At 41.3% G+C, this 13494-nt stretch carries 11 protein-coding genes and 4 pseudogenes; 11 read left to right on the plus strand and 4 right to left on the minus strand.

Annotated features, from left to right (window positions below; genetic code table 11):
- Nucleotides 1–238 precede the first annotated feature (238 nt).
- From AY605_RS07525 to AY605_RS07540, 4 genes and pseudogenes are all read left to right on the plus strand, one after another.
- Nucleotides 239–823 (plus strand): annotated as a pseudogene (locus AY605_RS07525) (alpha/beta hydrolase); the annotation flags it as partial.
- A gap of 551 nt (nucleotides 824–1374) precedes the next feature.
- The gene (locus AY605_RS07530) at nucleotides 1375–1590 is read left to right on the plus strand and encodes a cold-shock protein (RefSeq protein WP_005237341.1); all 216 of its coding nucleotides are present in this window, start codon (nucleotides 1375–1377) and stop codon (nucleotides 1588–1590) included.
- A gap of 111 nt (nucleotides 1591–1701) precedes the next feature.
- Entirely contained in the window at nucleotides 1702–1929 is a 228-nt protein-coding gene (locus AY605_RS07535; RefSeq protein WP_005168316.1) for a hypothetical protein, read from the plus strand.
- Between the two features lie 67 nt (nucleotides 1930–1996).
- Entirely contained in the window at nucleotides 1997–2194 is a 198-nt protein-coding gene (locus AY605_RS07540) for a hypothetical protein (RefSeq protein ID WP_064095820.1), read from the plus strand.
- A gap of 111 nt (nucleotides 2195–2305) precedes the next feature.
- On the opposite strand, the gene AY605_RS07545 is transcribed toward AY605_RS07540, so the two are convergent.
- The 3 genes and pseudogenes from AY605_RS07545 to AY605_RS07550 all read right to left on the minus strand — a co-directional run bounded on the left by AY605_RS07545 (nucleotide 2306) and on the right by AY605_RS07550 (nucleotide 3194).
- Entirely contained in the window at nucleotides 2306–2584 is a 279-nt protein-coding gene (locus AY605_RS07545; RefSeq protein ID WP_064095821.1) for a hypothetical protein, read from the minus strand.
- A 39-nt stretch (nucleotides 2585–2623) separates the two neighbouring features.
- Nucleotides 2624–2767, minus strand: a pseudogene (locus AY605_RS15030) (IS982 family transposase); the annotation flags it as partial.
- Between the two features lie 103 nt (nucleotides 2768–2870).
- Nucleotides 2871–3194: a heme oxygenase gene (locus AY605_RS07550; RefSeq protein ID WP_064095822.1), complete on the minus strand. Its 324-nt coding sequence runs from the start codon at nucleotides 3192–3194 to the stop codon at nucleotides 2871–2873.
- Nucleotides 3195–4049: 855 nt separating this feature from the next.
- On the opposite strand from AY605_RS07550, the pseudogene AY605_RS07555 reads away from it, so the two are divergent.
- From AY605_RS07555 to AY605_RS07565, 4 genes and pseudogenes are all read left to right on the plus strand, one after another.
- A pseudogene (locus tag AY605_RS07555) lies at nucleotides 4050–5171 on the plus strand (linear amide C-N hydrolase).
- Between the two features lie 151 nt (nucleotides 5172–5322).
- Nucleotides 5323–5680, plus strand: a pseudogene (locus AY605_RS07560) (transposase); the annotation flags it as partial.
- A 137-nt stretch (nucleotides 5681–5817) separates the two neighbouring features.
- Nucleotides 5818–6102, plus strand: coding sequence for a carboxylesterase family protein (locus AY605_RS15325; RefSeq protein WP_081406350.1), 285 nt, complete (start codon nucleotides 5818–5820; stop codon nucleotides 6100–6102).
- A 25-nt stretch (nucleotides 6103–6127) separates the two neighbouring features.
- Entirely contained in the window at nucleotides 6128–7159 is a 1032-nt protein-coding gene (locus tag AY605_RS07565) for a carboxylesterase family protein (protein ID WP_265732884.1), read from the plus strand.
- Between the two features lie 999 nt (nucleotides 7160–8158).
- On the opposite strand, the gene AY605_RS07570 is transcribed toward AY605_RS07565, so the two are convergent.
- On the minus strand, nucleotides 8159–8581 hold the full coding sequence (locus AY605_RS07570) for an OsmC family protein (RefSeq protein ID WP_064095824.1): 423 nt from the start codon (nucleotides 8579–8581) through the stop codon (nucleotides 8159–8161).
- A gap of 147 nt (nucleotides 8582–8728) precedes the next feature.
- On the opposite strand from AY605_RS07570, the gene crp reads away from it, so the two are divergent.
- The 3 genes from crp to clpB all read left to right on the plus strand — a co-directional run bounded on the left by crp (nucleotide 8729) and on the right by clpB (nucleotide 13476).
- The gene (gene crp, locus AY605_RS07575; RefSeq protein WP_064095825.1) at nucleotides 8729–9436 is read left to right on the plus strand and encodes a cAMP-activated global transcriptional regulator CRP; all 708 of its coding nucleotides are present in this window, start codon (nucleotides 8729–8731) and stop codon (nucleotides 9434–9436) included.
- 176 nt (nucleotides 9437–9612) lie between these two features.
- Complete coding sequence (locus tag AY605_RS07580) at nucleotides 9613–10662, plus strand: NADP(H)-dependent aldo-keto reductase (RefSeq protein WP_064095826.1); 1050 nt, start codon at nucleotides 9613–9615, stop codon at nucleotides 10660–10662.
- Nucleotides 10663–10896: 234 nt separating this feature from the next.
- Complete coding sequence (gene clpB, locus AY605_RS07585; RefSeq protein WP_064095827.1) at nucleotides 10897–13476, plus strand: ATP-dependent chaperone ClpB; 2580 nt, start codon at nucleotides 10897–10899, stop codon at nucleotides 13474–13476.
- The last annotated feature ends 18 nt before the right edge of the window (nucleotides 13477–13494 follow it).

Consider the following 13494-nt stretch of genomic DNA (forward strand, 5'->3'; position numbering starts at 1 on the left):
CTTCAGGATATCGTTTGCTACTGCTCATAAACACCTCGTTAATTAGCCATTTTATCTAACTAAAGAGTGTCTACAAAATCGGTGGCTATTCAGTAAGCTCTAAATAGAAATGTCCAAAAAGGACATTTCTATTTGAGAATAACAATCTTGTGATGGATCTTGAACCTAAAAAATCATTTATTGAAAAATGACATCGGTTGAATCGTCTTATACTCATAATGACATCGGTTGAGAAAAATTTCCAAATTCTGATTTATATGCAGTAGGCTCTTCTGCCGGAACAGGATTATTAATACGGTACTTAGGTGAAGAGGCTGAAAAAACACCAATTAAGGCTACATTTACCCTTTGTCCAGGTTATAACACTGAACTAGGATTTAAAAATGTTCATCCTGTTTATAGTAAAATCATGACTAAGAAACTCATACGAAAATTTGTTTTGCCCCATCAAGAAATATGGCAGAAAATACCGCAATGGGAGGAAATCTTGCATGTCAAAACTTTAGCCGAATTTGAGAAAACATATTTTAAAATGGCTGGATTTTCTGAGTATGAAAGCTATGTCAAAGCCTCTAACCCAATTTATGTTTTTGAAAATATTAAAATCCCCCTAATGATTTTAAATGCAGAAGATGATCCTGTTTGTCATATTAAAAATTTGGAACCTTATAAACAAGCCATTATGAAGATGCCAAATATCCTTGTAGTGACTACAAGAAGGGGGAGCCATTGTGGTTTTTATGAGGGAATGTTTAAAACGACTTCTTGGGCAACACGTTTAATGTCCAAATTTTTACTTAGTCAAGAAAAAGCCCAAAATTAGCTTGGGTTACATATAAGAGGTTTTATGTTAAATAAAGACATTTATTATTTCTTCAAAAATTAAAAAACCGCCTAACAGGCGGTTTTTTAATTAAATATTGCTAATTGGCAATATTTAAAGCGGTAAAATTTGATGGTTGATATATGATTTGCATATGGGAAAAAATCATCATTCCCGAAATTAAAAACATTAATATTGTTATTACAGAACTATATAATCGCATTCATTACTTATCAAACTTGCTAGACTAGCATATTACATTATATTGTTACATTTACCATATAAATTTGATTTTATTTTATTTTTTATAAAATATGGGGTTTTTTATTAGAAAAATAAATATATATATTAAAAAACTTGATTATTTATATTTTTAGTGTATAGTTAACTTAACTAGAAAAAAGTCTTGTTTCGGTAGATCTTCTTTAAGTATCGCAGTTTTAGTCATAATCCTTCGTTTTTTCAGATTTTAAGTCGCTTCTTTATTATTTTCAAAGTTATACCTAGTCAATAAAATGACTCAAAATTATTAAAAATTAGTAGGATATATTATGTCAAACTCAAATGTTGTTAAAGGTACTGTAAAGTGGTTCAACGAAACTAAAGGTTTTGGTTTCATTCAACAAGAGTCAGGTCCAGACGTTTTTGCTCATTTTAGCGAAATCGCAAGTTCAGGTTTCAAAACCTTAATGGAAGGCCAAATGGTTGAATTCAGCGTAGCCCAAGGTCAAAAAGGACCGAATGCTGTAAATATTGTTGCTATCTAAGCAGTAGTAAGCAGTAATAAAAAGCACTCATGAGTGCTTTTTTTATAATTTAAAATTAAATTTTAAAGTTATTTCCAAAATTGGAAAATTTTCAGAAAAACAGGATTCAAGTTGTTAAAAATAAATTATTTAATTGCAAAAGCTAAAAATGGTACCGAAATTATTGTTTCATTAACTCCTCTAAATAAAATGCAAAGTACACGTCAGGGGTTAAAAACAATCGAAGTGGGTAAAAGAGTTCTTCTTTCATCGGGGATGGAGGTTGATTTAAATTTAGATGGCCGTACATTTTATACTTCTTTAAATCAGTTGTTTAAACTAGATCATAGAGTTGTTTAGATAAAAACACTAAAAATCAGATATTTATTTAAATAGTGTCTACTGTAATTTTATGGAAGGTATATACATGCTTAAACAGAGTATTAATGTTAAAGATCAGTTTGGGGTTAAACACACTATTCAAGCGACTGTGGATCATCAGTTTGCCAGTACTCGCTCTCATTCGAATATAAAACATATCACTGTTGATGGGGAAAATATTCGACCTAGTTTTGAAATGTTTTTTCAGAGTACTGTAAGTGGGAAAATTTTCAAAATTGCATAGATAGTACGAAGTTTAAGCTAGTATATTTTTCAAGTGTACTTTAAAAGTTAAGGCTAGCTTAGCCTCATTAAAAGGACTAATTTTGTATTATGCAAAATTAGTCCTTTTAATTTAAACTGGAATATTAAATCGTATACATAACCATTTCAAAAATAATTGTTTATGATTAAAATTTGGTGCAGCTACAGCATCTACTACTAGCCAGGATTTATTGAAATTTAATGTAAAATTTAATGGTTGATGTGCTTTAAATTCACCGATTTTATGGTCATGAAGTTCAAAGAAAAACCCCTTCAACCTTTCAAATTGAGTACTATTCTGAAAATTTGGAGATTCTTTTAAAAAGTTATAAATTTGTTCTATAGTTAATAAAGAGACTGTGTGGAACATTGTAACCTTTCATATGTTTTGTATGGTTTGATTATGACATATATAGACGTATTTAGTTTTTTTCTTTTGTGCCGTTCGGATTCTTAAAGAATGACAACTTTGTTTGAGAAATTTCCCATAAGTTGCTTCATATATAAGAAAGAAATCATCAATTACGCAAAATAATTCGATACTATTGAATATCAGGACTAGAGCTTTAGGTTTGGTGTGCTCACTCAGCTGATGGCTCTAGTCCTCCTGTTTTTCAAGTTAATTTCTTATCCGCGATTCGGGTTACTTAAAATAATTAAATTTTAGTCGCAGTTGAAGCTACCTGCGAGATGACTAACTTAGAGCTTATCACCGGATTATTTTCAGCAGTAGGGCCACCATTTGCAGGGCGATGATGGGCTTGTTTAAAGGCATCAGATTGGCGCCATACCTCAAACTGTTCCTGCGACTGCCAATACATATTGACACTCATTTCATCATGATCCTCGTGTTCAGAGACTAAAACTTCCACTTTTTCAAAACCATCAAAGCTTTGAAGTGGACCTTCTTTGGTAAACATTGGGGCCATTTTTTTGCCCATGCCTTTTTTTACGCAAATGCGATTAGTCACAACAATCATGAATTACTCCTCATTAGTAAATAATAGAGAGTTTAAAATATTTTTAAAATATACACCGTTGTTGACAAGTATAAATATTTAAATGCTAATGCAATCGATAAGTATTATTATTTAAATATTAAATGATATGCTTTCAAAATTGATTAAGATCACAAGAGTGGATTTATAAAGTCTGCATAAAATCTCTGATGAGCTGTGCATTTGGCATAGGTATTCAGGGTAGCGTGTAGAAATCCCTGCAAAGAGAATGCTCGAGATCAGGATATTGCCGATGATTTCAGCATCCGAAAATTGCGGGGCAGTGTTTCAGCAACTAGCTTGTGATGGATCATATGGGCATACTTGAAGCATTATAGCCATTCCTGATTAAATTCCGTAGCCTTCCGTTCAATACTAAGAAAATTGTCCATTCGCCATCTATTGAAGTGGCAGGAATAGTTGCTGCAGTTCAGGGCACTGAGTGCCACTTCCTGCCTTTAAATAGAGAAAAGTCGAATAAAGTGTATCACCTGATTGGCATCGATGCCATATGTTGCCACTGACTAAGCGTTCATTGACAACGGCACACACCTTTGGCTAAATTTTTGCAAACATGTGGAAGTGATCATGGAGCGAGACATACTCGGTTAGTGATTCTTTAGACTGGAAAGGCCGCTGGTGCTGTTTGCGAGTCGTATCCTGTCGTTCGACGACAATTCGGGCCTCATCTTGGCGCGACTGATGGCGGAACGCAAAGCAGCCGGCAAGCTCAGGAGCGGGCTTGACATGATCATCTCCGCTGTTGCCGATATATATGTGTACTAGTTGGAGGAAATCTCAATGCGCCGAGCCTCACTAAAACGATTAGCCGCATGTATGTTGACATGCTGTGCCGTATTCGGAAGCGTTATTCCTGCCGCGAATGCTTGTTCTCGCTTCGTTTATCTAGGTCAAGACAGTAATATTTTTACAGCCCGCTCGATGGACTGGGAGCAACCAATCTCAACCGATCTCTATATTTTTCCTCGGGGTATGGAGCGGAATGGCGAATTGGGACCGAATTCCATTCGCTGGACATCGAAATATGGATCAGTAGTGGCGGCTACCTACGACAATTCAACCAGTGACGGGGCGAACGAAGCAGGTCTGGTTGCGAATGTGCTTTGGCTGGATGAGTCAAAGTATCCTGCCTTTAAGGTAAATGATGCGCCTGGATTGACGATTGCAGCTTGGGCGCAGTATGCCCTTGACAACTTGACAACTTGACAACTTGACAACTTGACAACTTGACAACTTGACAACTTGACAACTTGACAACTTGACAACTTTGCAACTGTTGCTGAAGCGGTGGCCGCTTTTGAGAAGCAGCCGTTTACGATCGTGACCAATGCGATGCCTGGCACCCAATTCAAAGCGACTGTTCACCTGTCATTGTCTGACTCAAGCGGCGATAGCGCCATCATTGAGTATATCAACGGCAAGCAAGTTATCCACCATGGTCGCCAGTATCAGGTAATGACCAATTCTCCTACATACGACGAGCAACTTGCTCTGGCATCTTACTGGTCAGAAGTCGGTGGAACGGCAATGTTGCCTGGGACAAGCCGGGCTGCCGACCGTTTCGCTCGCGCCTCTTACTACGTGAAGGCAATTCCACCGAATGCCAAGCCGGAACAGCTTCGCTCCAGTGTCTTTGGCATCATCCGTAATATTTCTGTACCGTTCGGCCTCTCAACTCCGGGCAAATCGGAAATTGCGACCACCCGTTGGCGCACAGTGTTCGATCATAAGCAGCGCCTCTATTTCTTTGATTCCGCAATGTCACCGAATGTCTTCTGGACCGATCTCAATCAGATTGACTTCTCGAAGGAAACTGGAAAGGTGATGAAGCTTGAGCTTGGAGTCGACCAGGAAAACATATTCTCAGGAAACGCAACCAAGCACTACCGTGTGGCCAAACCATTTAAATTTGCCCCAGCGAAGGGATTACAGAAATAATATAAGGTGCCTTTACAGTGTCCGTGGATGAAGTTAACCACAGAACTCAGATGCACCTCCGCCAGCAGCGCATGAGCAATTCAATGTGCTGCTGGACTGCCACCATTCTCCCAGGCAATATCTTCTATTCTTTTGCCTAAGAGAGAACCTTATGAGTGGACAACAAGATACCCCTAGAATTTAAAGATGAAGCTGTAAAATTGATCAGTGAACAAGGATATTCTGTCACTGGTGTAGCAGAGCATTTATGTGTATCCCAGCACAGCATTTATAAATGGCTAAAGGCCGTACAGCCTTTACGTAATAAACCTGATGCACATAAACTGCTTGAAGCAAAGAAAGAAAGCTTACGCCTTAAAAGTCAGCTCAAACAAACTGAAGAGGAACGAAGGATCTTAAAGTGAAAGCACAGCTTTTACGCCACTTTGCCAGCCTTCCTGAGTAAAGTATCAGTTGATCCTTGAATACAGAGCCATTAATTTAAGATTAAAACGATGTATCGGGTTATTTCAAGTAGCTATTTTTAGATAATTTACTGAAGGCTCATTATCTTTAACAAAAAAAATCTCTTTGGCTTTTAGCCCTATTGTATTGTTTTATCCTACTGAACCTAAATTAGGCGGGGCAGAATCCAGGAGGAATACGAATGGAATTTTTACAGTGCAATGCACCGGCCCCCGTTGTCGATACTGAGGCGGGTAAGGTACAGGGTTACTGCACCGATGAGGGCATCAGCATTTATAAAGGAATTCCCTATGTGGCTAACCCTTTTACCCCTGAACGACGGTTTCAGAACCCCCAGCCCATGCAGCCCTGGCAAGGAATAAAAGCGACCGTATCTGACTGGCCCGTACCACAGCCGGGAAGAAGTCCTGCGCAACGGCTGGTGGGGGGGCGCTGGCGATTTAACTCTCAATATATGGCGGCCTGATCATACTGAAGGAAAGTTACCCGTCATGGTCTGGATCCCTGGAGGAGCCTGGATCAGGGAAGATGCCGCGGAGTCTGTTTATGACGGAAGCATGTTTGCCAGAAAAGGGGGCATGGTCGTAACGGTAAACTACAGGGTGGGCGTGGATGGGTTTATGCATTTTGCTCAACGTCCTGACAACCGTGGTATCGTAGACCAGATCGCAGCACTTAAATGGGTTCAGCATAATATCGCGAACTTTGGAGGTGACCCGGACAGGGTGACGCTCTTTGGACAATCTGCGGGTGCAGGCAGTGTTGCCATCATTTTAGGCAATCCAGAAACCAAAGGGCTTTACCAGCAAGCGATTATTCAGAGCCCTCCGATGCAGTGGCTTAGCTCAGCCGATGCAACCCGAATCACCCGGCAATTTGCCGACAATCTTGGGATTCCTGCCGAACCCGAAGCCGTGGCCAATGTACCTTTTGATGATCTGGTTCAGAATGTCCTGAAAGTTGGAGAGCAGATCAAAGATGCTACCCAATGGGGAAGGCTTTCTCTTGGCGGCACGGCATTTTTGCCGGTTGCGGACTCTAAAATCATCGTTAGAAGCCCAATGGAAGACCTGGCGATGAATGACAGCAACCGAGTCCCTGTTATTGTGGGGAGTACCGACAGTGAGTACAGGTTATATTTGATGCCCGATAGCGGATTACAAAAAATCACGACTCATGATGTGAACATGGTTATTCATGCGCTGGGTCTCCCTGCAGATGCATTTCAGGCTTATACAACAAACAGTATCAGCGCGGAGAACCCGGGGGACGTTTATGCCCAGATCATGTCGGACTACACGTTCAGGATGCCAGCACTGTATATAGCGCAAATTATGAGTCGTAATCAAAACACGTGGTTTTATCACTTTTCCTGGCGATCTCCAGCTTACAATGGCCTTCTGGGTGCTGCTCATTTTGTAGACGTGCCGTTTACGTTCGGAACGCTTCACACAAAAGAAGCGGAGAATTTCGTCGGTATTAATCCACCGCAGTCTTTGTCTGACAGTATGAATGATGCCTAGGTCAGATTTGCTAAATATGGCAACCCAGGGTGGCCCAAATATTCAGACAAAGATAAAAAGACAATGTTTTTTGACACTAAAAGCCGCCTGGGAACCTTGGGTGATCAACAAGTCACGGCTCTATGGGAAAATTTCAGGTTCTGATGATGACTCGCTGATACATAAATCTTAAGGAACCCTCACAGAGTACATTGGCAGATGACGATATTCCTCTTTGTAGTAATCCCGGCATTTGGTCTGGTGTGAACTGAATCGATCCTAACATGCGTGATCACTGGATACCTTAACTGTCTGAGGTGTTTCCTTGAGTGAAATATCCATTTTCGATGCAGTTGAAGAGTTTTGGATGATATATTTTTGCTTTGTCCAGAACGCTCTAAGTCTGCTAAGGATTCCGTGCTAATAGTAATCGTTGGTAATTGCTAAGTTGCATCTGCAAATCTTTGCACTTAAGTAAAATTGCAAGGCTCAGAAAAGATAGTTTAAAAGGATAAGTGACCGGTATAAGACAATTTGGTTAATTTAAATAATAATTATCGGTTATGTTAGGTTTAATATTTCTTAAAGCAATTTGAAAAAAATAAAAAATAAGTTAATGACAGGTAAATTAATAATTAAAATTTAGACCTGATAAGAAAGAACAATAAAATGGGGAAACTAAGAAATGTTTAAGTAGCTTACTTCCTGCTCCTGACCCCATTTTTCAGTAAGTGGCCAATTACATTTCAGATCCTGAATCTGGATGTGAACAGAATTTTAAGGTGTTTAAATGTATTTATGCTTTAAATGAATTTTCTACATATCTTGAAGTTTTTTAAACTACTTTCATTTCTAATTCAGGTAAAGACATTCAGTGTTTAGATTGAATTTAGAAGGATGGTAATGATCTTTCAGTTTAATGGGTATGAGAAAAGAACACAGGGAGAAGTTCTGATTGACATTTTTTCGATATAAAAAAAAGCAGCTTTTCAAGGCCGCTTTTTTTACAAAGTTTAAACTTTATTCAGCTTCGATAATTTCGTAGTCATGGGTGATTTCAACACCGCCATCAGACAGCATTTTGCTGGCAGAGCAGTACTTTTCAGCAGAAAGTTCTACCGCTTTTGCCACCTGTTTGTCTTTAATCGCTTTGCCGCTAACCACAAAATGCAGGTGAATCTTCGTGAAAACTGCCGGAATTGTATCTGCACGTTCAGCCTTTAATTCGCAGCGTACATCGGTAATATCCTGACGAGCCTTCTTTAAAATGGTAACAATATCAAAAGACGCACAACCGCCCAGACCCGTTAAAAGCAGTTCCATAGGACGGGGACCACGGTTTTCACCACCGTATTCAGCTGAACCATCCATGATAAGGCTATGACCACTTTGAGTTTTTGCTTCAAAAGCAACATTCTCTAACCAATGAACGCTTGTTTGCATTGCAACTACCTAAAAAAAGCTATAAATTTGTCAAGTAACTGTACACTAACATAAATTGGGTTGATACGGAATTTCAATCCCACTGTGTGACAAGTTCACATTAGGTCTTGTGCGATCTATAAATTATCCATAATCGGAACTGTTAGCATGACTTCAAACTTTTCACAATTAAGCACTGATGCGCTTTCTCCGGGGCAATTACCAGAATCCGTGAAAGCACTTTTAAAACGTGCATATATTAATCGGTATCCAAAACGTACTACGATCATTGATGCAGGATCAGAATCTAAATCTTTGTATTTAATTCTGAAGGGGTCTGTATCTATCATCCTTCGTGAAGATGATGATCGTGAAATTGTCGTAGCATATTTAAATGCGGGTGACTTTTTTGGGGAAATGGGCTTATTCGAGGTAAATCCACAACGCACTGCGGAAGTTCGTACCCGTGATGTGTGTGAAATTGCTGAAATTACCTATGAAAATTTTCACGAAATCAGCAAGCAATATCCTGATCTGAGCTATGCGGTATTTGCTCAGTTGGTACGTCGTTTGAAAAATACCACACGTAAAGTGACTGATCTGGCATTTATTGACGTTTCAGGCCGAATTGCACGTTGCCTGATCGACCTGTCTTCACAGCCGGAAGCAATGATCTTGCCGAATGGCCGTCAGATTCGTATTACCCGTCAGGAGATTGGTCGTATTGTTGGCTGTTCCCGCGAAATGGTGGGTCGCGTACTGAAAACGCTAGAAGAACAGGGCATGATCGAGACGGATGGTAAAGCTATCCTGATCTTTGATGTTTCTCTAGAAGAGACGTCCGAAGCAGTAGCCGATGGTGCCATAGACGAATAATTCAGATGTTAAAAAGCAAATCTCAGGATTTGCTTTTTTATTAGAGTTCCTTTACCCAATACATATAAATTTAGAACAAGCTTCTCAGAAAAGATGATTTAAGTCCCCCTTATAATTCCGATAGGCTATAGCCGACTTAATCTCAATTCACTGAATAAAATTCACAGGAAGGTTTTATGCAATTCAAACCATTGGCGGATACTGGTATTCTTTTGCCAGAAATTTGTTTGGGCACCATGACCTTTGGTGAGCAGAACACGCAAGAACAGGCTTTTCAGCAACTGGATTATGCGCTGGATCAGGGACTGTATTTCTGGGATACCGCGGAAATGTATCCGGTGCCGCCAAAACCTGAAACGCAGGGTGCAACCGAGCGTATTATTGGTCACTGGATCGCTGCCCGCGGTGGCCGTGACAAACTTTTTTTAGCTTCAAAAATTGCCGGACCATCGCAAGGTGGTAGCCATATCCGGGATGGTAAAACCCGTTTCGTTGCCGATGAAATTTCAGCAGCCATTGACCAGTCATTGTCACGTCTGCAAACGGATTATATTGACCTGTATCAGTTACACTGGCCACAACGCCCAACCAATTTCTTTGGCAAGCTGGGTTATGGCAATGCTGAAGCGGCAGAAGACTGTGCCGTGACAGATCTTGAAGAAACCCTGACCGCCTTGCAGGATGAAATTAAAAAAGGCCGCATCCGTTATATTGGTCTGTCCAATGAAACCCCATGGGGTACAATGAAGTTTCTGCACCTTGCAGAAAAATTAGGGTTGTCCAAATTCGTCAGTGTACAAAACCCATATAACCTGCTGAACCGTACTTATGAAATTGGCATGTCAGAAATTGCCCGATATGAAAACGTAGGTTTATTGGCGTATTCGCCTTTGGCATTTGGTTATCTGACCGGTAAATTCCGGCATGGTGCCCGTCCTGCCAATGCGCGCGTCACCTTGTTCTCACGTTTTAGCCGCTATAGTAATCCGCAAAGTGAATGGGCAACCGAGCAATATGCCGAGCTGGCAGAACAGCATGGCTTAAGTCTTACTCAACTGGCTTTGGCCTTTATCAAGCAGCAGTTCTTTGTAACCAGTACCATTATTGGCGCCACTAATCCGGAGCAGCTGAAAGAAAATATTCAGGCATTTGAAGTTGATCTGTCAGAAGAAGTCCTCAAAGGTATTGAAGATATTCACCGTCAGCAGCCGAACCCTGCACCGTAAATAAAATACCCTCCTTGTGAGGGTATTTTTTAACTTAAGCGTGAACTGGAATTTAAATAAAATAATTTAAATTATTACGCTTGAAATTAACTAGAACTATACCAATATTATTACTGATATATGTCCAATAATATAATTTAAGTTTTTGAAAAATATATATAAAAGAATTGAATTTTTTCTCGCATGCCCCCATATATTTTTCAAATAGAATATTTGTGCTGAGGAATAACAAGAATGCGTTTTGAAAAATTTACCAACCGCCTGCAGCAAACCCTTTCAGATGCCCAATCGTTGGCAATGAGCAGGGATCATGCTTCTATTGATGGAATTCATATCTTGGCGACCTTGATGGATGAAACTTCCAATGTCAGCTTGTTGCAACAGGCCGGAGCAAACCTGCGGGAATTGCAAACCAAACTGGAAACAGCGCTAAGTAATGCAGCCACACTGAGTAATCCATCTGCAGATATTAATCTCAGCCCTGAAGCGGCAAAAGTTTTACATCTGGCAGACAGTTATGCCCAAAAAGCCGGAGATGAATTCCTTTCAACAGACTGGGTGCTACTGGCACTTGCAGAAACAGGAAATACCAAAAATTTATTAAGCAGTGCTGGAGTAAAGGCAGAGACTTTACGTCAGATTATCAATCAATTTCGAGGTGATGAAAAAGTCATGAGCAATAATCATGAAGATCAGCGTGATTCACTAAATAAGTACACCATCGATTTAACAGAACGTGCTTTGGCAGGCAAGCTTGATCCTGTGATTGGGCGTGATGATGAAATCCGTCGTACCATTCAGGTCTTGTCACGCCGTACTAAAAATAACCCGGTACTGATTGGTGAGCCGGGGGTGGGTAAAACAGCAATTGTCGAAGGTCTGGCGCAGCGTATTATCAATGGTGAAGTACCTGAAGGGCTCAAAGGCAAGCGTGTTTTGTCATTGGACCTCGGTTCTTTGCTGGCCGGTGCCAAATACCGCGGCGAGTTTGAGGAACGCTTAAAAGCTGTACTCAAAGATATTGCCAAACACGAAGGTGAAATCATCCTGTTTATCGATGAATTGCATACACTGGTAGGCGCAGGTAAAAGTGATGGTGCGATGGATGCCGGCAACATGCTGAAACCTGCATTGGCACGTGGCGAATTGCGCTGTGTGGGAGCGACAACTCTGGATGAATACCGCCAGTATATTGAAAAAGATGCTGCACTTGAGCGTCGTTTCCAAAAAGTGCTGGTAGATGAACCGAGTGTCGAAGACACGATTGCGATTCTACGTGGCCTGAAAGACCGTTATGCAACGCATCATGGTGTACAAATTCTGGATTCTGCAATTATTGCAGCGGCAAAAATGTCACATCGTTATATTACCGATCGCCAGTTGCCCGATAAAGCCATTGACCTGATTGATGAAGCTGCATCCCGTATCAAAATGGAGCTAGATTCCAAACCTGAAGCGCTAGATAAACTGGAGCGCCGTCTGATCCAGCTGAAAATGCAGCTTGAAGCAGTGAAAAAAGATGAGGATAGCGGTGCCAAAGGCGAGATTAAGCATCTGACCCAACAGATTGAAACGGTCGAGAAAGAATACCAAGATCTGGAAGAAATCTGGCGTGCAGATAAAGCCTTGGTGGCTGGCAACAAGGATATCCAAGTTAAACTGGATCAGGCACGTATAGCCCTAGATAAAGCACAGCGCGAAGGTGATCTGGCAGAGGCAGCACGCTATCAGTATGGCGTGATTCCTGAATTGCAAAAGCAGCTAGAGCGCATTGAAGCAGCGGAGGAAAGCGAGTCACCAAAACTGTTGCGTGACAAGGTGACCGAGAATGAAATTGCGGAAGTCGTCAGTGCGGCTACCGGTATTCCTGTCGCGAAAATGCTGCAGGGTGAGCGTGACAAACTGCTGCATATGGAAGAATTCCTGCATAAACGTGTGGTGGGTCAGGATGAAGCCGTGGTGGCCGTATCCAATGCCGTGCGCCGTTCACGTGCAGGCTTGTCTGATCCTAATCGCCCAAGCGGGTCATTCCTGTTCCTTGGACCGACCGGTGTAGGTAAAACAGAACTAACCAAAGCCTTGGCGAACTTCCTGTTTGACAGTGACGATGCAATGATCCGGATCGACATGTCCGAGTTTATGGAAAAACACTCGGTAAGCCGTCTGGTTGGTGCGCCTCCGGGTTATGTGGGCTATGAAGAAGGCGGGGTGCTGACAGAAGCTGTGCGCCGTAAACCGTATAGTGTGCTCTTGTTCGATGAAGTCGAAAAAGCACATCCGGATGTCTTTAACATCTTGCTGCAAGTGCTGGATGATGGTCGTTTAACTGATTCCCAAGGCCGTGTAGTAGATTTTAAAAATACCGTGATTGTCATGACTTCGAATCTGGGTTCACAAGACGTTCGCGAGTTAGGTGAAGGCGCAACACGCGATGAAGTTCGGACAGTGGTGATGAATGCGGTATCTGAACATTTCCGTCCGGAATTTATTAACCGTATTGATGAGATTGTCGTATTCCACGCACTGGAAAAAGACCAGATTCGCGGTATTGCCGATATTCAGCTGGACCGTTTACGTCAACGCCTGGCCGAACGGGATATGCGCCTGTCGGTAGATGATACTGCCTTTGAGCAATTGATTGAGGTCGGGTTTGATCCGCTGTATGGTGCACGTCCGCTAAAACGCGCGATTCAGCAACGTATTGAAAATGGACTGGCTCAGAAAATTCTTGCGGGAGAATTCCAGCCGGGCGATACGATTCTGGTGAGAGCGGAACATGGTGAGCTGGTTTTTGAAAAAATGAAACTCAGCTAAGTTTCAATCCAGTTTATT

The organism is Acinetobacter sp. SFD, assembly GCF_001647575.1.
Lineage (GTDB): Bacteria > Pseudomonadota > Gammaproteobacteria > Pseudomonadales > Moraxellaceae > Acinetobacter > Acinetobacter pecorum.

Excerpts from the sequence above, each read along its gene's own strand:
- AY605_RS07530 (WP_005237341.1), top strand. The coding sequence starts at position 1,375 with ATGTCAAACTCAAATGTTGTTAAAGGTACTGTAAAGTGGTTCAACGAA.
- AY605_RS07540 (WP_064095820.1), top strand. The coding sequence starts at position 1,997 with ATGCTTAAACAGAGTATTAATGTTAAAGATCAGTTTGGGGTTAAACAC.
- AY605_RS07545 (WP_064095821.1), bottom strand. The coding sequence starts at position 2,584 with ATGTTCCACACAGTCTCTTTATTAACTATAGAACAAATTTATAACTTT.
- AY605_RS07550 (WP_064095822.1), bottom strand. The coding sequence starts at position 3,194 with ATGATTGTTGTGACTAATCGCATTTGCGTAAAAAAAGGCATGGGCAAA.
- AY605_RS15325 (WP_081406350.1), top strand. The coding sequence starts at position 5,818 with ATGGAATTTTTACAGTGCAATGCACCGGCCCCCGTTGTCGATACTGAG.
- AY605_RS07565 (WP_265732884.1), top strand. The coding sequence starts at position 6,128 with ATGGTCTGGATCCCTGGAGGAGCCTGGATCAGGGAAGATGCCGCGGAG.
- AY605_RS07570 (WP_064095824.1), bottom strand. The coding sequence starts at position 8,581 with ATGCAAACAAGCGTTCATTGGTTAGAGAATGTTGCTTTTGAAGCAAAA.
- crp (WP_064095825.1), top strand. The coding sequence starts at position 8,729 with ATGACTTCAAACTTTTCACAATTAAGCACTGATGCGCTTTCTCCGGGG.
- AY605_RS07580 (WP_064095826.1), top strand. The coding sequence starts at position 9,613 with ATGCAATTCAAACCATTGGCGGATACTGGTATTCTTTTGCCAGAAATT.
- clpB (WP_064095827.1), top strand. The coding sequence starts at position 10,897 with ATGCGTTTTGAAAAATTTACCAACCGCCTGCAGCAAACCCTTTCAGAT.